This window comes from Marinobacter sp. SS21, from assembly GCF_028369065.1.
Classification (GTDB): Bacteria; Pseudomonadota; Gammaproteobacteria; order Pseudomonadales; family Oleiphilaceae; genus Marinobacter.
This window is the reverse complement of the sequence record NZ_JAQNDA010000008.1, coordinates 95,903-113,902: the sequence shown is the minus strand read 5'-3', so window position 1 is coordinate 113,902 and position 18,000 is coordinate 95,903. Positions and strand designations below refer to the sequence as shown.

The 18,000-nt window shown below is 59.4% G+C and carries 13 protein-coding genes; 6 read left to right on the top strand and 7 right to left on the bottom strand.

The window, feature by feature from the left end:
• Positions 1-34: 34 nt before the first annotated feature.
• Both N6L25_RS12335 and N6L25_RS12330 read right to left on the bottom strand, forming a co-directional pair.
• Positions 35-862: a CheR family methyltransferase gene (locus N6L25_RS12335; protein ID WP_271980751.1), complete on the bottom strand. Its 828-nt coding sequence runs from the start codon at positions 860-862 to the stop codon at positions 35-37.
• A gap of 50 nt (positions 863-912) precedes the next feature.
• Entirely contained in the window at positions 913-1,842 is a 930-nt protein-coding gene (locus N6L25_RS12330) for a chemotaxis protein CheV (protein ID WP_271980748.1), read from the bottom strand.
• Between the two features lie 182 nt (positions 1,843-2,024).
• Between N6L25_RS12330 and flgA the strand changes: the two genes are divergently transcribed.
• The 3 genes from flgA (at position 2,025) to N6L25_RS12315 (ending at position 3,718) form a co-directional block, all read left to right on the top strand.
• A complete protein-coding gene (gene flgA, locus N6L25_RS12325; protein ID WP_271980746.1) occupies positions 2,025-2,729 on the top strand; it encodes a flagellar basal body P-ring formation chaperone FlgA in 705 nt (234 codons plus the stop codon).
• A gap of 196 nt (positions 2,730-2,925) precedes the next feature.
• Positions 2,926-3,240: a flagellar biosynthesis anti-sigma factor FlgM gene (gene flgM / locus N6L25_RS12320; protein WP_271980742.1), complete on the top strand. Its 315-nt coding sequence runs from the start codon at positions 2,926-2,928 to the stop codon at positions 3,238-3,240.
• A gap of 7 nt (positions 3,241-3,247) precedes the next feature.
• A complete protein-coding gene (locus N6L25_RS12315; protein ID WP_271980740.1) occupies positions 3,248-3,718 on the top strand; it encodes a flagella synthesis protein FlgN in 471 nt (156 codons plus the stop codon).
• A 70-nt stretch (positions 3,719-3,788) separates the two neighbouring features.
• On the opposite strand, the gene N6L25_RS12310 is transcribed toward N6L25_RS12315, so the two are convergent.
• The gene (locus tag N6L25_RS12310) at positions 3,789-4,538 is read right to left on the bottom strand and encodes a pilus assembly protein PilB (RefSeq protein WP_271980738.1); all 750 of its coding nucleotides are present in this window, start codon (positions 4,536-4,538) and stop codon (positions 3,789-3,791) included.
• A 450-nt stretch (positions 4,539-4,988) separates the two neighbouring features.
• On the opposite strand from N6L25_RS12310, the gene N6L25_RS12305 reads away from it, so the two are divergent.
• From N6L25_RS12305 to N6L25_RS12295, 3 genes are read left to right on the top strand one after another with little or no spacing between them, the layout of a single operon-like run.
• Positions 4,989-5,576: a peptidylprolyl isomerase gene (locus tag N6L25_RS12305; protein ID WP_442915239.1), complete on the top strand. Its 588-nt coding sequence runs from the start codon at positions 4,989-4,991 to the stop codon at positions 5,574-5,576.
• Positions 5,573-7,561 carry a bifunctional tRNA (5-methylaminomethyl-2-thiouridine)(34)-methyltransferase MnmD/FAD-dependent 5-carboxymethylaminomethyl-2-thiouridine(34) oxidoreductase MnmC gene (gene mnmC, locus N6L25_RS12300; protein WP_271980736.1) on the top strand — a complete coding sequence of 663 codons (1,989 nt, stop codon included), beginning with the start codon at positions 5,573-5,575 and terminating at the stop codon, positions 7,559-7,561. Before N6L25_RS12305 ends, mnmC begins: the two co-directional genes overlap by 4 nt.
• A gap of 2 nt (positions 7,562-7,563) precedes the next feature.
• The gene (locus tag N6L25_RS12295; protein ID WP_271980734.1) at positions 7,564-8,199 is read left to right on the top strand and encodes a CBS domain-containing protein; all 636 of its coding nucleotides are present in this window, start codon (positions 7,564-7,566) and stop codon (positions 8,197-8,199) included.
• Between the two features lie 54 nt (positions 8,200-8,253).
• Here the strand turns inward: N6L25_RS12295 and N6L25_RS12290 are convergent, their stop codons facing one another.
• From N6L25_RS12290 to smc, 4 genes are all read right to left on the bottom strand, one after another.
• Complete coding sequence (locus N6L25_RS12290) at positions 8,254-10,998, bottom strand: Calx-beta domain-containing protein (RefSeq protein ID WP_271980731.1); 2,745 nt, start codon at positions 10,996-10,998, stop codon at positions 8,254-8,256.
• Between the two features lie 139 nt (positions 10,999-11,137).
• On the bottom strand, positions 11,138-13,177 hold the full coding sequence (ligA, locus tag N6L25_RS12285) for an NAD-dependent DNA ligase LigA (protein ID WP_271980944.1): 2,040 nt from the start codon (positions 13,175-13,177) through the stop codon (positions 11,138-11,140).
• Positions 13,178-13,262: 85 nt separating this feature from the next.
• Entirely contained in the window at positions 13,263-14,354 is a 1,092-nt protein-coding gene (zipA, locus tag N6L25_RS12280; protein ID WP_271980729.1) for a cell division protein ZipA, read from the bottom strand.
• Positions 14,355-14,465: 111 nt separating this feature from the next.
• Entirely contained in the window at positions 14,466-17,963 is a 3,498-nt protein-coding gene (smc, locus tag N6L25_RS12275) for a chromosome segregation protein SMC (protein WP_271980727.1), read from the bottom strand.
• Positions 17,964-18,000 lie beyond the last annotated feature (37 nt).

Sequence of the window (18,000 nt, the reverse complement as noted above, 5' to 3'; positions counted from 1 at the left end):
GGAACAGGCGGCAGGCCGCCGAATCCGGAATGAATTATTTCTTGCGATAGATGATGCCTGGTTGGCATTGCACCATTTCGTAGAGATCCTGCAGTCCGTTCAACGACTCAGAAGACCCCAGAACCAGGTAGCCTCCCGGATTCAAGGTGGCATGGATGCGCGTCAGAATGTCCTTCTTGAGCTCTGCGGAGAAATAGATCAGCACGTTGCGGCAAAACACCACATCAAACTTCCCCAGCATGTAACGGTCCAGCAGGTTAAGCTCCTTGAACTCCACCATGGAACGGATCTGCGCACCGATCTGCCAGCCACCAGTGCTGGACGGCGTGAAAAATGCCTTCTGGCGCTCTGGCGACAGCCCCCGGCCAATGGCGATCATTTCATACTCACCCTGCCGCGCAACTTCCAGCACGCTTTTCGAAATGTCCGTGGCGGTGATACGCAGATCCCGCAGTTTGCCCGGCCGCAGGCGCCGATATTCCTCCGCGATCATCGCAATCGAATAGGGCTCCTGACCCGTGGAACAGGCCGACGACCAAATCCGTACTGGTCCGCCCGCCCGATGCTCGGCGAGTTCTGGCATCAGCTTGTCGCTGAGGATGCGGAATGGGTGGTTGTCCCGAAACCAGAGAGTTTCGTTGGTGGTCATTGCATCGATCACCAATTCCCGCAAGCCGCTACTCCCCGGGCGGCGGAGGCTTTCCAGCAACTCCCCCAACCGGGACATTTTCTGCTCTTCAAGGATGCGACGCAGACGACTCTTTACCAGATACTGCTTGTTGTCGCCCAACAGAATGCCGCAGGCCTCCTGCAAGAACGTCTTGAACGCCTCATATTCCTGTGGGGTTATGTCTGCCTTCATGGGGTCTCTAATTTAACGGTGTCCGGACTTGGGAGCGATGGGATGATAACTCATTGGCTATCGATAATTTCCATCACCCGTTCGGCAAGTTCATCTGGGCTGAATTTGGCCATGAAGTCATTCGCCCCCACCTTCTGCACCATGGCTTGGTTGAACACGCCGCTTAACGAGGTATGCAGCATGATAAACAGGCCGCTCAACGCGGCATCGTTCTTACACTGGGTAACCAGGGTATAGCCATCCATTTCCGGCATCTCAACGTCTGAGATCATCAACGACAGATGATCCGAGGCCGTGGAGCCATCGGCAGTGATTTCCCGCAGATATTCCATCGCCTGCCGGCCGTCGTTTCGGGTCACCACTTCCATGCCGATGGCACTGAGGCAGCGCGCAATCTGCCGTCTGGCCACCGAGGAATCATCGACCACAAGGATTGGCAACAATCCACCCCGATCACGGGAGCTTTTGCTAAGCACTTCCTCCGCAACCTCTTCCCGCAACGGAGAAACTTCTGAAAGTATCTTCTCTACGTCTATGATTTCAACGAGTTTGTCATCTATTTTTGTTACCGCGGTGAGATACATTTCCCGCCCAGCCCCTTTCGGTGGCGGCAGGATGTCTTCCCAATTCATATTGATGATTCGATCAACGCCCGCCACTAGGAAGCCCTGGGTCTTACGGTTGTACTCCGTAATGATGACAAAGCTGTTGGCGAGCTCTTCGCTGGGGATGCCCGGTTGCCGTATCGCCATTCCCATATCGATGATCGGGATGGTCTCGCCACGGATATGGGACACCCCACGCACCACAGGCTGACTGTTGGGCAGTGAAGACAGCTTCGGGCATTGCAGTACCTCTTTCACCTTGAAAACATTGATGCCATACAATTGCCGACCACGAAGACGAAACAGAAGCAGCTCAAGCCGGTTCTGGCCGACCAGTTGCGTTCTTTGGTTCACACTGTCTAATACACCCGCCATCGTCCGTTATCTCCTGAGTATGCTTGACTGCTGGCAGGCATGGATTTTGCCTTACCCATTGCAACTGTCATCGTTTTGACCGGTTTTATCATTAACGGCCGCTCCCGGAAATGGTTGAGCCGCTTAACATCAGGTTTTCGCTTTTTTATCCTGTTTTCAAAGCATAGGACAAACAGCAGCGTATGCGCATCTTCATTTTGGCGACTCTACTGTTGGCGGTCACGGAACCGACCGCAGCCGAAAGCGGCGACGCAACACCGCAGCAGATCCGCACGGCTGCAACCGCTTTCCTGCAGACCTTTGCCGACGCCCAGGCCGAAGCCGGCTACCAGGTGGGTTTTGACGTCGGGCAGCTCGATCCAAGACTCAATCTCGCGGCTTGCGCGACGACCCCTAAGGTGGCATTCAGTGGTGACCCCTGGCAAACCACCCAGCCCACCCTACTCGTTCAATGTGAGGGGCAACGCCCCTGGCGCATGTACCTCCCAAGCAAGGTTACCATCAGCGGTCTCGTGTTTACCGCAAGCCGCCCCGTCGCTCGCGGCGAGCGAATCAGCCGGGCCTTGGTCACCAGCGCAACCAGTGTTGTCAACGGCAGTCGGCGAGCGCCCATCACCAACCTGGAGCAATTACTCGGCAAGGAAGCCTCCCGCTCTCTGAATCAGGGCGCGGTATACACACCCGCCGTTGTCGAGGAACCCGACACGGTACAACGGGGCGACCATGTTATTATTACCGCCCGATCGGGCAACTTCAGCGTGCAGTCGCGGGGCAAGGCCTTGGCCAGCGGACAAACCGGCGAACAGGTCATGGTGGAGAACCTGTCCTCCGCCCGGCGGGTCCAGGGGCTCATTGTCGGCCCGGGGCGCATTGAAATACCCATGTAGACCCTGCCGGTGCAATGCAGGCAATACCGATACAGCGGCAAAAATTTGCCGTTAATGACCGCTTGCTTGCCGTCTTACAAATAAGTAATCCGGCCGGCTAACTGAATTTCTAAAGTTGTTCGGGGACCTGCCGATAAACAGGCTAAGAAACTCATCCGTCGCCGTCAGGGCGAACAACAGGTAAGCAGGTAACGTTATGTCAGTTGACTTTAACGGAATTGGCCCCGGCCAGGTCAACACCCACAAGACCACGGCCGATAAAGCGAATGCGCCCAAGGCCCAGGCGCCAGCCGAGCAGGCCCAGGCCCAGACTGCGCGTGGGGAAAACGTCAAGCTCAGCTCCCAGGCGAAGGAACTGAAGCAACTGGAACAGCGCCTGAGCAGTTATCCGGAAACTGACGATGATCGAATCGAACAGATCAAAGCCGCACTGGCAGACGGTTCCTACAAGATCGATGCAGAAAAACTGGCCCAGAAAATGCTTGAGATGGATGAAAGCATTTTTGGGTGATTGAATCATGGCAGCCATCGACACACTGAAGCTATTGCTGGCGGAAGACATTCGCCAACTGGATCAACTGGCCTCCCTGCTGGCTGAGGAAAAGGCTCTCTTGTCTGGGCACGATGTAAGAGCGCTGGAACCGATAACCCAGCAAAAAGACGCTCTGCTGAAGACGCTCCGCGACCGGGCGAAGCAAAAAATCCATTTACTGGTGGAAATGGGTTACCGCCCCAACAGCGGCACACCCTCCCAGTTTATCCTTGCCAGCGGCATTGAAGCGCTCATTGCGCCCTGGAATGAGGCCGAGCGAAAGCTGAAAACCTGCCACAGCCTGAACAGCGTGAATGGGCGCGTCCTGGGCAACCTGCAGAAACGCCTCACCAGGCTGAGCGATATATTCCGCGGCACCACAGGGCAACAGAAGCTCTACGGGGCCAGCGGACATCAGACCTCGGTTAACCAACGAACGATCCTTGCCAGCGCCTGAACACACCTGCCGTCGCGGCCGGTCCGGATGCCGGCGACCCTAACCTGGGTTGCCGGCATCCGGCGATTCATCAACGGGCAGAAATAGTGATGTGCGAACCGGCCTCAAACCGGATATCACTCAGGGTGACATGCCCCAGTATCGCGCCCGGGCCTCCGGCAATCCGGATATTTTGCATGCTCACCCGCTCAATGCGCTCGGGTAAGGCAAGGCGCAACGCACCTCCCTCATGGATTTCGTAGGGGGCTTCCCCCTCCCGATAATGAACACCGGTAATGGTCATTTCCGCATCCAGGAAATTAAGTACCGGCAGAAACGTTTCGGTAACCAGTTTAAGCCCCTCCATAGCGTCGGCCTGCTCCTGCGACAACGGCTCGCCCTCACTCTCCTGAGCGGCAATGGCCATGGAGCGAACCCGGTCAACCCGCTCCAGGAACTGTTCGTTGGCGCGTCCCACCGCACGGGCAAGCTCCTCGTCGGTCATGGGCTGCCAGCGGCTGCCGGCGATCAGTTCAGCGGCCCCCAGATTGGCTGAACGATTTTCAGGGCTATTGGCAGCAAACGAAACCAGAGGCTGAAAAGGCAACGTTATCATGGTGACCAACGCAGCCGCGTTTCGGTAACGTGCCTGATGCTTCAGAACGCGTCCCAGTTCCTTCTCGGTGATCCAGCCCGATTGGACAAAGACCTCGCCGAGTCGTTGTCCCGTTTCCAACTGAAGCCTCAGTCCCTGCTCCAACTGAACTTCGGTGAGATAGCCGCGGTTAACCAGCAACCGCCCAAGACGGGATTTTTCCGCAAGACCGTGACTTATTTTCACGAGATTCCTCCGTTGAATAGTCAAACACCGTACAGCCCGGCCCGGAATGTTTAGAAAAGCGTGTTGACGTCCAATGCCCGTTATCTTCCGAATTACATGACAGGTAGTACAGAAACGAATCGCTTGGATCCGTTACGACACATAGCCTGACGTTTGCGATCGGTGATCTCGTGGCCAAAGTGTTGCGTAGCGTTGCCCTGGGCAACGTCTCTGTAAAGGTAGCCTACTGAGCTGAACCCATCGACCAGGCAAAAATTCTGTTAGACTCCAGCCACTAAGGAGCCTCTGATTAACGCTTGGTTCTCGTTTGCTGTTCAGAGCCATTCACAAGCAAGACGTTAATCCGAGGCTCCCTAACCGATCTCTACTTACCTCGGCATTCATACATACATGGAGCGAACCACTGTGACGAGTGTACAAACGAAAAATTCGGTAAAACAATCAGTAACTGTGATTCAACGTCTTCTGTTTATGGTGGTCACGGCGCTGTTCGCCATCAATGCGAGCGCCGACGACGCGGACTCACCGCCAGCTTTGCCGAAAGTACGCGTGGAAACCTCGCAAGGTGTCATGGAGATCACCCTGCGCCCCGATGTCGCTCCAAAAACCGTCGAGAACTTCCTGTCCTACGTGGACGCTGGCTACTATCAGGGCACCATTTTTCACCGGGTGATTCCCGGATTCATGGTCCAGGGCGGCGGGTTCGACGAGAACCTGAACCGGCAGCCCACTGAGGCCCCGATCGTCAACGAAGCCAGCCCCACCCTGAAGAACCTGCGGGGCACCATTGCGATGGCCCGAACCAATGATCCCCATTCGGCAACCTCCCAATTCTTTATCAACCTGGTGGACAACCATTTTCTGAACGCCGGCGCCAGGGGGCCGGGCTACGCGGTGTTTGGTCGAGTAACCGAAGGCATGGGGGTGGCCGATGCCATTGCCGGCCAACCCACTGGATACCGCAAGGGCATGGCCGATGTGCCTGTGACCCCCATCGTCATCCAGCAAATCCGGCGTATCGATAACGCCAGCGAATGACCACGACGCCTTCCTCTAAAACCGTGTCAGCCACACCGGCACGCCTGGTGTGGCGGGACGGCGTACCCGAATCGGCGGATTTTGGGGACGTGTACTTCAGCCGGGACAATGGCCTGGAAGAGAGCCGTTACGTCTTCTTGAATCATAACCAGCTGTCGGAACGCTTTGCTGCCCTCACCCCAGGACAGCATTTTGTGGTTGCGGAATCGGGCTTTGGTACGGGCCTCAATTTCCTGGCCACCTGGCACTGCTGGCGACAGTCAAATCCGCCAGACAGTGCCAGCCTTCACTTTGTCACCGTCGAGCGATTCCCGCTCACGGCCGAGGACCTTGCCCGGGCCCATGCCATGTGGCCCGAGTTGGCGGATCTCGCAACGGAACTGCAGCACCACTACCCGGCGCCGATCAACGGCACTCACCGATTGGTGCTTGATGGCGGCCGAGTCAGGTTGACGCTGTATTTTGGTGACGCCCTGGACGGCTGGCGTGAACTCAACTTCCGCGCCGACGCCTGGTTTCTGGATGGCTTTGCACCATCCCTGAACCCGGAGCTTTGGGTGGATGAGGTTGTGACCGCCGTAAGTGAACACAGTCGCCCTGGCACAACCCTGGCCACATTCACTGCGGTCGGCAGAGTCCGGCGCGCCCTGCAGGCCGCAGGCTTCGACATGCAAAAGGTTCCGGGATTTGGCAGGAAGCGCGACATGCTGGCCGGCCGGTACGCCCCTCACAACCCAGAGCAGACTGGGCCCTCTGAGGCGAGCCACCCGCCAACGCCCAAGTCGGTAACTGTGGTGGGCGCCGGTATCAGCGGCTGCCTGCTGGCACGAAACCTGGCCGAGCGAGGCGTCCAGGTGACCCTGGTCGATGCCGGCAGCGGCCCCGCCACCGGCGCTTCTGGCAATGCCCAAGGCGCGCTGTATGTGAAGCTCGGGGTAGACTTCAATGCCCAAACCCGACTTGCCTTGTCCGCTCTGCTCTTCGCCCAGGCGCACTACCGCACCCTGCCCGGCAACCTCTGGCAGCAAACCGGAGTGCTCCAGCTGGCCTATGATGAGCAGGAATCCCTACGCCAGGACAAGTTCGCGGCCCGCAACGATTACCCGGGCGCGGTGGTGCGCCCGGTCAGCGCAGAAGAAGCCTCGGCTCTGAGTGGGCTACCGCTGGCTCAAGGGGGACTGTGGTTTGCCCACAGCGGCTGGCTTAACCCGGCAGGCCTGTGCGCCTGGCTGCTGGATCATGACCGGATTGCCTGCCAATTTGACTTTGACGTAACGAAGGTGACCGCACTCGCCGATTCCTGGCAGCTGACCGCCACATCCGGTGAGGTCGTCACTGCCGAGCAGCTGGTACTGTGTAGTGGCCATCGCATCATCGAGCTGCTCCCCGAAACCCTCCAACGCCGATTCAGGCCGATCCGCGGGCAGGTAACGCAGTTGTCGGCCGATGACATCGCAACCCCGGACTGCGTTGTCTGTGGTTCCTGCTATCTCAATCCGGCGAGTGACGGTAAGGCGCTGACGGGCGCCACCTTTGACCTGCACCAGCACAACCCGGAAGTGACTTCAGCAAGCGAGACAGAAAACCTGCAGGCGTTGTCCTCAATGCTGCCCGGCATAGTACCGGAAGCGGTGATGGAGCGATTCGCCCGCAGCGATCCCCACCCCCGTGGCCGGGTCGGTTTTCGCTGCACAACTCGGGACTATCAACCCGTCGCTGGCGCACTTGAGGGTGACGGCGAGGCACTGCCGGGGGTGTTCCTGCTCACAGGCCTGGGCAGCAAAGGGTTAAGTTACGCGCCAATGTTGGCCGAGTTCTTGGCCGACCGATTGTTGGGCCACCCGGAAGCCTTACCTCTCTCTCTGCAATGCAGAATAAGCCCAGCGCGCTTTCGGCAAGTACCCGCAGGAGCTAAAGCTTTTCAACAAGAGGCCGATATACTGACTAGCGGGCCCGTGTTAAGGGCCCAGGAAGTGCTGGAGTAGCTATGGCGATTTACGTGAGTGAGCCGGGAAGGCCTTTGGGCACCCGCGTACCTGAAATTTTCCGTGACCGACCGGTGGATACGGTCACCGAGATGGTCGAGTATCACCCTATCAATCCCCAAAGGAATGACGCCACCGATCCCGAGGTGCTCAATGCTCAGTGGTCGGCGCATCGTCGGGCGGCAGCGGTTTACGGGGAAAACACCGGCGTGGCCGAGGACAGCCAACGCCCCTACCTGCCGGTTTCCCGGCTGGCCACCACAACACTGCACTCCTTGCCAACGTCGACCACGCTGGCCGAGGCGCTCTCCTATATGGAAAGCCGTGCCATACGACACTTGATCGTGGTGACCGAGCATAATGAAGTGGCAGGATTGGTGGACAAGCCCTGGATTTTGGAATGGCTAAGGGACAACAAGGCCGAAGCAGCTGCGTACAATTTCAGCCTGATCGAACTGCCGGCCTTCCTGACTGTCGCGCCCGAAACGGACGCTCACCAGCTCGCTCGGCTGATGCTTGCTCATCGACTCGATGCGGCGGTGGTGATTGACGCCCAAAGCCTGGTGGTGGGCATTGTGACCAGCACCGATTACCTCCGCCTCTACGCCAGTCCGAGTCAGCAAGAGGGCAACGTCTGATGCGGCCATAGACCGCTGCGGGTAACCCAACATCCCGGGGCCCTCACCGGCGCCTTAATTGAGCTGGCGACCGGCACCACTGAACACCAGCAGCTGCCACTGCCGGCTCCCGCTGCCGCCCACTTCAACCAGCGCTGCCAGTTCGTCGTTTCGATACTGGCCCAGGCGAATCACCCGGGCATCGTCGATAACGCCCTGGGCCCGCCAGATCACCGCATCAGCCGCGTCCGCCTCATGCCCCCCGTCAATCCGAGCCAGGATCGGCTGACGACGATTAGCCGCATTATCGGCGTCTGGCGCAAACAGTCCGTCGCTACTGCCTGCCACCACCAAATCGTCGTCAAACGACGCCAGGGCAGTCACCTGTTCATTCGCCGTATCGTCGCTGTCGTTGAGCATCACCACCCGGTTAAGCTGGCCGGAAATGGCGTAACGGAACAGGAACGCTGAAACACTGGAGGCCGGGGCGGAGGTCAACTCAAGCGCGCCCTGGAGGGCACTGTCGTCATTGGGCTCAGCGGCATACACGCTGGGGCTCTGCCCCGCCAGCCATACGCCATTATCGTCGTAGCGGACCGCAACCACGCTGTCATCAGCCTCGGTGCCGCGTTGACGCACCGCCAGGCTGCCAACCGGGGACGAGGCATCGTAGAAGAAGAAATCCCGCCCGCCGAATTGGGTCTGGCCCTGGACGCCTCCGCGACTGGTACCCACGGTGACAACGCCACTGGGGGCCAGATCCCCTCCGCTAACGGTTTCATCCAGGCCAGACCCGGCCTGTCGGGTCCAGGCGACGGTTGCGGTACTGGCGCCACCGTCCTGGCGGGTGTCAATGCGCTGGGCAAAGCTGTCCACGCCCCCGGCGGCGCCATCAGAGGACAAGACACCAGAGGTCTCACCGGTGATAAACACATTGAACGTTGCATCCAGCCCAACCCAGGAGGGCACATCGTCTCCGGCACTGCCGCTCTGTGTTTCCCATACCAAAACGTAACCGGCAGGCACCGCCGCGCTGTCGTACTGGTAAAGGGCAGTCACCAAGTCGATCGCCCCGGCATTGGTGGCACCGGTAATCGCTCCGGCAGTACCGTAGCTGATCACCAGGCGCCGATCAAAGCTGTCGTTGGAGAGCGGTTTTTGAACGTAGTTGATGACCGGGGGCGCGGATGGATCAACCGGCGCGTCCGGCAGCGCTACCGGCCCCAGGGAATCCACCCCCAACCGGTCAAGAATCCGTAGCTGGGGCAAGTTGCTGGCGCTGTCATAGCCCACGATAAAGTGCCGGCCATCGTGCCCTATCGCCATATCCGTGGGCACGAAGCCGCCATCGCTGCCAACCAGCACCTCAGCAACCAGTTCATTCAACCCGATCCGCAGTGTCGAGCCGGTGCTGCCGGCAACCCGTTCCCGGCCTGCCTGGAAGTCGGTGTCTACGGTGAGCTTGACCTGCTTGTCCTCATCCAGGGCATTGGCGAAGGTGTCCAACACCCGCAGGCGAAACCTTGCGGTATCGACGTCGTCTGCAATGCTTACCCAATCCCGCGCGATCCAATCCCCCGCACTGTTCAACACCTCGATCTCGAAATCGCTGTCAGCCACCGCCGACGAACCGGCAGTGCTTAAATAAACGCGGTAATCGCCGCTGCGATCACCACTCAGGCGGACCAGGTACTCCGGGATCGGGTCAATATCAGGGTCCACTGCCCTGGCATTCAACGAGTCGCGGCCAAGGCCGAGCGGGGTTTCGAGTGTAGCCCGAGGCTCGTCATCGGTGATCTCGATGCCCACTTCGCCTTCAGAAGTTGCCTCGGATATGCTCGCCAACCCTTCTCGCACCTCGGTCAATGCCAACGCGAAGGATTCCGGCTGTTCGGCGATGGTGTCGTCTACCACTTCCAGACGGATGTAGCATTCGGTGATGCCAGGTTCGAAGGTGAGCAGTCCGCCAGCGAAATAGCCATCACCATCCGCCTGATACTGCAGGTAATCCGGGACGACAAGATCCGAGGCGCTGTTGCTTCCCAGCCCCACGACATCGCGGCCGATGGCGGCCTTGACGCTATTGCCTCCGCTGTTGTCACACTGCTGGTGGGGCGGCGTGGCACCACCATCGCAATTGCTGGGATCGTACTGACTGGTGAGCTGGAACGCGACACTGACACGCGTGACGGATGGCTGATCGAGACGTACGGTGACCAGCAGCGGAGCGGTGGGAGACGTACGCTCTATGGTTTCGACCACATTGCCGGCGTCATCGTAACCGTTAAGCGTGTATGTGTGCTCGCCGTTACCCTCCATTGCCGGGGGAACGCAGGCGGCCTCCCCGCCATCATCAATATTCTCACCAGCTGCCCCTTCGGTTGCATCCGACGCAGCCAACGACAATTCGTTATTCACTACCTCGACGTCGAACGGCTGGAGACCTACGCGGTCGCCATCGGTGGTCAACAATACGACGTCGCTGGTTTTTCCCAAGTCGTCCGCGCCTCGCTGGCCTCCGGTGATGCCCGGTACGCCGCGCAGAATAATGCCCTGACGGGCCTTGTTGCTGATATCCTCCAGCCCCAACCAGGACGGCGCATTGGTGAGGGAGTAATCGAGGATGCCGTCACCGCCGTCGGCACCGAAGTTATAGGAGTACTCAACCCCCAGGTAGGCCGTGGACGGTGGGATACCCAGCACGGTAGGGTCATCCGCATCCTTTTTGGTTTTGCACGCAGAAAGCCCGAGAATGGCAGCGCCAACCAGCAGTAACGAAACGGGACGTGAAAAACGGCGACGGTACGATACGACACTCATGCGGTTATCCGTAGGGGCTTTGTTATTATGGGGACGGCAAGATACACACCGTTACAGAACCATCCCATGGTAATCAATTTCCCCTGGCCGCAGATTGCGCGAGTTCTCATAAACGTTCGGTCGGCGCCCTCAGGCGCCATTAAGTGGCAGGCCCAGCACCGAAGGATGCCAGCACCGACGCGAATTCGCTTTCATCCAGCACCTTCACACCCAGCGATTGCGCCTTGGTCAATTTGGAGCCAGCGGACTCACCCGCCACCACGCAGGAGGTCTTCCCCGACACGCTGCCCGACACCTTGGCTCCCAAGCGCTCGAGAATGGCCTTGGCCTCATCCCGGGTCATTTCGCCGAGCGTGCCTGTCAGTACCCAGGTTTGTCCTTCAAGAGGCTGTCCACCCGCATCGACAGTTTCCTGCTGCCACGCCACACCGTTCTCACGTAACGCAGCGATTGTCTCCTGATTATGGGCCTGGTCGAAGAAGCTACGGACATGGCCCGCCACAATGGGCCCCACATCGGCCACCTCCTGCAACGACTCTTCATCTGCCTGCATCAGCGATTCCAGGGTGCCGTAGTGCCGCGCCAGCGCCTTGGCGGTCGCCTCCCCCACTTCCCGGATGCCCAGGGCATAGATAAAACGCCACAACTCAGGCTGCTTGGAGTCATGAATGGCATTGACCAGGTTGGTCGCGGACTTTTCGCCCATCCGTTCCAGTCCCATCAGGTCAAACTTATCCAGGGTATACAGATCCGCCACCGTCTTGACCATCTCCCGCTCCACCAGGATGTCGATCCACTTTTCTCCCAAGCCCTCGATATCCAGTGCCTTGCGTGAGGCGTAGTGACGGATGGCTTCCTTGCGTTGGGCCGGGCAGAACAGACCACCGGAACAGCGGGCCACTGCCTCGCCCTCAATCTGGACAATGTCCGACTGGCAAACCGGACAGGCGGTGGGCCGCTCAACGACCCCGGCGTTGGCCGGTCGTTTATCGAGGACCACCTTGACCACCTGCGGAATCACATCGCCGGCACGACGGACAAACACGGTATCGCCGACATGGACATCCAGGCGTCGAATCTCATCCATGTTGTGCAGGGTGGCATTACTGACCGTGACACCACCCACGAACACCGGCTTGAGTCGAGCCACCGGCGTGACCGCCCCGGTTCGACCAACCTGGAAATCCACCCCTTCCAGCACCGTCAGCGCTTCCTCCGCCGGAAACTTGTGGGCAATGGCCCAGCGCGGCGCCCTGGACACGAAGCCCAACTCAGCCTGCAGGTCCAGGCGATTGACCTTGAACACAATGCCATCGATTTCATAAGGCAGATCGGCACGCTTGTCCAGCAGGGCTTGGTAGGCCTGAAGACAGTCTTCGACGCCTTCGGCCTGGCGCATTTCCGGATTGATCCGGAAGCCCCAATCCCGCACCCGCTGCAGGCAGTCCCAATGGGTCGCGGGCAACACCCCCTCGTCGGGCACCGCCACGCTGTAGGCACACATCTCCAGCGGCCGGCGCGCGGTCACGGCGGAGTTTTTCTGACGCAAGCTGCCCGCTGCGGCGTTGCGGGGATTGACGAAGGTCTTCTCGCCTTGCTCCGTCAGGGTTCGATTCAGCGACTCAAACCCCGCCTTGGGCATGTAAACCTCACCGCGAACTTCCACCAGCTCGGGCACCGCCTCACCGCGAAGTTTGAGCGGTACCGACGGGATGGTACGGATGTTACCGGTGATGTCCTCGCCGACATAGCCATCACCTCGGGTCGCGGCTCGAACCAGCAGACCCTGCTCGTAATGCAGGCTCACCGCCAGACCATCCAGCTTGGGCTCGCAGACGTAAGTGATGGCCTGGTCGGTCTTCAGGCGGTCGTGGATACGGCGGTCAAACTCCCTGAGTTCCTCTTCATCAAAGGCGTTGTCCAGGGAGAGCATGGGGATACGGTGAGTGATCGCGTCAAACGAGGTGTCTCCCATGGCCCCGACCCGCTGGGTGGGCGAATCCGGCGTGACCAGCGCGGGGTGCTCGGATTCCAGGGCTTGCAGTTCGCGGAACAGGCGGTCGTAATCCACATCGGGGATCTGGGGATCATCCAGAACATAGTAACGGTAGTTGTGATCGTCAATCTGGCTTCTTAACCGCAGAATCTGCTCAGCCACAGTGTGTTCGCCCTGACTCATCGCGCTCATTTCCTGATTCTGAATGCAAAACGCCCGGGCGTTACCGGGCGCATACTAAAGGGTAGATAGGTTTATCCGACGCTAACTAGGATCGTCGCGACCGGCTCTTGCGTTCGTATTCGCGGATACGCTGGCGACAGTGTTCTATGGTCTGGGCCGTCATCACGCTTCGGCGCTCATCCTTCAACTCTCCGCCCAGATTGCGCACCACGCACTGTGCCGTCTCCAACATGAATTCAAAGGCCTGCAGTGCATTCGACGGCCCAGGCATGCTCATAAAGAAGCTAATGCCGGGCGTGGACAGAGTCGCCATATCGGCGGGTCGGAAAGTACCAGGCTCCACCGCATTGGCGACGCTGAACTGCACCGGGCTGTAGGTATCGGACTGTTCGTGACGGTGGTAGATGTCCAGATCACCGTGAGCAAGTCCACAGGCCTCAAACAACTGCTTCAGCGCCATACCCTGGAACTCGCAATCGGGCTTGGCCAGCACATTGATGACAATGACTTCCAGGGCTTCTGGACGATTCGCCCCTGCCAGCGGTTGATCGTTTACCTGTCCGGAGCGGGTACGACTCGCGGTGTCCTGTTCGACTTCGGTCGTCTGTCCGGGTTCCAACTCCGCCAGGGCGTGCTGATCCTCAGGCAGCTGTTTCCGGGCCTGGGTCTGCTCCGGACGCACCGTACGCGCCTCACCCACAATACCGTTCTCAGGCTCACCGTCGTCGTCCAGGGCGCCCCAGCCGCTTTCGCTATCGTGCGACACGGGCACCTGTACCTCGCCAGCGCCAATGAATGGTTCCTCGGGAGCCTGGGGTTCGTTCTGCCATTCCGGGGACGGTACGGGCTCAGCCTCCGTCGAATCCGCAACAGGCCCCTGCTCTGTCACAACGGGACGGGTAGGTTTCGGTTCGGGGTTGGCGAACCGAGACCGGCCGGCCTTTCTTACATAACCGCGCTCTTCCAGAGTCTCCCGCGACACCGTACGGGCACCGCCGTTGGGTAGTTCAGGGTTGTAATGCTGGTCGAGCGGCGACTCCTGAAGGTCGTCCGCGCCCATTCCGGATGAGATCGCCATCGATTCCTTTTTGGCACGTCTCATCCGACGCAAGCCGTCAATAACAATGCCGATAATAACCAGGGTACCTATGGTGATTAACCATTCCCTAAGTGACATAGTGCTGCTGTCCTGTTTGCAAATCGCTTATCGTCGTTACTCTATGAAAAGCCCGCCCCGAATACAACGCGCCAGCGGGCCACATGGCGGGATTGTCATCAATTTTTTCACTCAGGCCTCCGCCAGGGCGGCCGCCTCCTCCACATCCACAGACACCAAGCGGGAACAGCCCGGCTCATGCATAGTGACGCCCATCAACTGATCGGCCATTTCCATCGCGATCTTGTTATGACTGATGTATATGAACTGCACCTGCTTTGACATTTCCTTGACCATATTGGCGTACCGCCCCACATTGGCATCATCGAGTGGTGCGTCGACTTCATCAAGCATACAGAACGGTGCCGGGGTCAGCTGGAATATCGAGAATACCAAGGCGATGGCGGTCAATGCCTTCTCGCCCCCGGAGAGCAGGTGAATGGTACTGTTTTTCTTACCGGGCGGACGCGCCATGATGGTGACCCCGGTTTCCAGCAAATCCTCGCCGGTCAAGTCGAGGTAGGCATTACCGCCGCCAAACACTTTGGGGAACAGGGCCTGCAACCCGTTGTTCACCTGGTCGAAGGTTTCCTTGAAGCGCTGACGGGTTTCCCGGTCGATCTTTCGGATGGCGGTGTCAAGGGTCTCCAGCGCCTCCGCCAGGTCTTCGTGCTGGGAATCGAGGTAGGTCTTTCGTTCGCTCTGTACCTGGAACTCTTCTATGGCAGCCAGGTTAATGGCTCCCAGGCGCTGAATGCGACCGGCGATCTTTTCCAGCTCTTCCGCCCAAAGCTTCTCGGTGGCGTCCTCCGGCATCGACTCAAGCACGTCTTTAAGCTGGACATCCAGCTCCTTAAGCTGTTCGAGGTGATTGGCAGACCGAATTTCAAGGGCCTGGGACTCCATCTTGAGCTTTTCCAGCTGCCCGCGGACTTCCTGGATTCGGTGCTCAGTGCCCCCGCGCCCTTGTTCCTTCTCCCGGACCTCCCGATCAATATCCTCCAGGGCATCGCGGGCGGCCGCTAGCTTTGCTTCCTCAGCCACCCGCCGATCGAGCAAGCCCTCCAGCTCCATCTGCAGATCTTCGATCGGCTCCTCCGCTGTCTCGCGGGAATCACGCAGCATCTCTATGCGCTCATCCAGGCGCTCCTTCTGCAGTTGCATCCGTTCAATGGTCTGCCTGAGGCCATCCCGTTGACTGTGCAGGGACTGCAGTTGCAACTGTAACTGGTGCGCATGGTCGCGATCATGACGAGCCTGCTGGCGTAGCCGGTCGAGGTTTTCGCGAAGGCTGTCTCGCTGTTCCAGCAGCCGCTCCTTCTCCTCTTCGCTGTCTTCGGTTGCAGCCAACGCCTGCTGCCACTCCTCCCGCTCGGCTTCGAGACTTTCCTGCTGCTCGACCAGCTGTTCGCCGACCTCTTCGGCATCGTCCCGAATCCGCTGCAAGCGGGCGTCGATTTGCTCTGCCCGCGCTCGCAGCCCGCTCATCCTGGAATTGGCGTCACTGACCTGCCGCTCGATCTCGTTTAACGCACGTTGTGCCGCCTCTCGCTCGGCCTCTGCGCTTTCCAACTGTTGCTGCTGATCCTGCAGACCAACATTGGCGGCCTCCAGGGCCGTCTCCGCTTCGTCCAGCTGGGCTTCGAGCTGCTCCAGCTTCTGCTGGCGCTCGATCACGCCCATCTGCCCGGAGTCCGATTCCGGCATCCGTATCCAATCCCGCGCAACCCAGACGCCATCCCGGGTGACAATGGAATGGCCGGTTGCCAGAGATTCCCTTTTCTCCAGTGCCTCAGGCAAGTTCTCGGCAGTGTCGATACGGTCCAGCAGACCGGCCAGGCCGCCAGCATTGCTGATACGCGATAACAAACTGCCGGTACCGACAATATCCTCGGTGCCGGCGCGACATACCAGGGTCGCCCCTTTTGGCGCCGATTCTACCGCCGGGCCGTACCCGGCCAGGTCAGGAACGCTAACCGCGTGGGCAAACTGACCAAGGATTTGCTCAACGGCGAACTCCCAACCGCCCTCAATGCGCAGCTGCTGGGCCATCTTCGGCAAATCCAGCAGTTGGTGAGTTGCCAGCCAGGCCTGCAAATCATCGTTCTGGCCGCCGAGCTGCTCAGCCAGCATCACCTGCTGGGACTCAACTGTCGCCTTGAGTGTCTGGGCCCGTTGGCGCCGTTCGGAGACCTCGGCCTCAGCGACCTTTAATCGCTGTCGAAGCCCTTGATGACGCTCCTGGATTTCCTCGATCCGGATCGCGGCATCTTCCCGCTGCATCGCCAACTCGGCGCCCTGCTCCGTCAGCTCGTCCAGTTCGTGACGGTCGATCTGACCTTCAAGCTGCGCCTGCTCTTCATTGAGCCGATCCCCCCGCTGCCGGAGCTGCTCGATCGCCGCCTCGAAGGAGCGAATACGCGATTGCGCAAGTTCCGCCTGTCGGCGGGCATCGGAGGAACGGGCACTGAACGCTTCCCAGGTTTGCTGCCAGTCGCCCATTGCATCTTCGGCAAGCTGCAGCTGCTCCCCGGATTCCTCCGAATTCATGGCCAGGGCTTCCTGCTCGGGCTCAAGCATGGCCACTTCTTCCTGAATCGCCTGAAGCTTGCTCTGGTCCTGCTCCAGCTCGCGGGAAAGTTCACGCTGGTTTGCCAACGCCTGGTCAAGCTCGGCGGCGCTTTGGCGGCTGCGCTCCCGTTGGTGCTCCAGACTTTGCTCGATTCTGGCAATGTCGGCGCCCGCCTCATAATAACGAGCCTGCGCCTTGTTAAAGTGTTCGGTACGATCGTGATGGGCTTCCCGCAGGGACTCCAGCGACGTCTCCAGGCTGACACGCTCCGTCAGCTGACGTTCCAGTTCCAGTTCGGTCTGGCTGATTTTCTCGCGCCAGGTATGAAGGTCACGGTCCAGAGCCTGCCAGCGTAACACGGTGACTTCGGCTTTCTTCTGGCGCTCTTCCTGTTTATAAGCCTTGTACCTCTCGGCTGCTTGCGACTGGCGCTTGAGATGCTGGAGCTGGCGATCCAGTTCCTCCCGCAGGTCGGTCAGGCGTTCCAGATTTTCCTGGGTACGGCGAATGCGGCTCTCGGTCTCTTTGCGTCGTTCCTTGTACTTGGAGATGCCGGCAGCTTCCTCGATATAGACCCGCAATTCCTCGGGTTTGGCCTCAATCAGCCGGGAAATCATGCCTTGTTCGATGATTGCGTAGCTGCGCGGGCCAAGTCCGGTGCCCAGGAAGAGATCGGTAATGTCGCGACGGCGACACTTGGAACCGTTGAGGAAGTATTCCGACTGGCCTTCCCGCGACACCCGGCGGCGGACAGAGATTTCGGCGAAACGGGCAAATTCGCCCGGTGCAGAACCATCGCCGTTATCGAAGATCAGTTCGATCGAAGCCTGCCCTACCGGTTTGCGGGCGCTGGAACCATTGAAGATAACGTCTGTCATCGATTCGCCGCGCAGGTATTTGGCAGAGCTTTCCCCCATGACCCAGCGCACCGCGTCAATGATATTGGACTTGCCACAACCATTGGGGCCGACGACGGCAGTCATGTTGGTGGGAAACGGCACAGTGGTGGGATCCACGAAGGATTTAAAGCCCGCCAGTTTGATCGATTTCAGACGCATAGTCGTTGTCTTCACCCGCTCAGCGAGTCGGTCACGG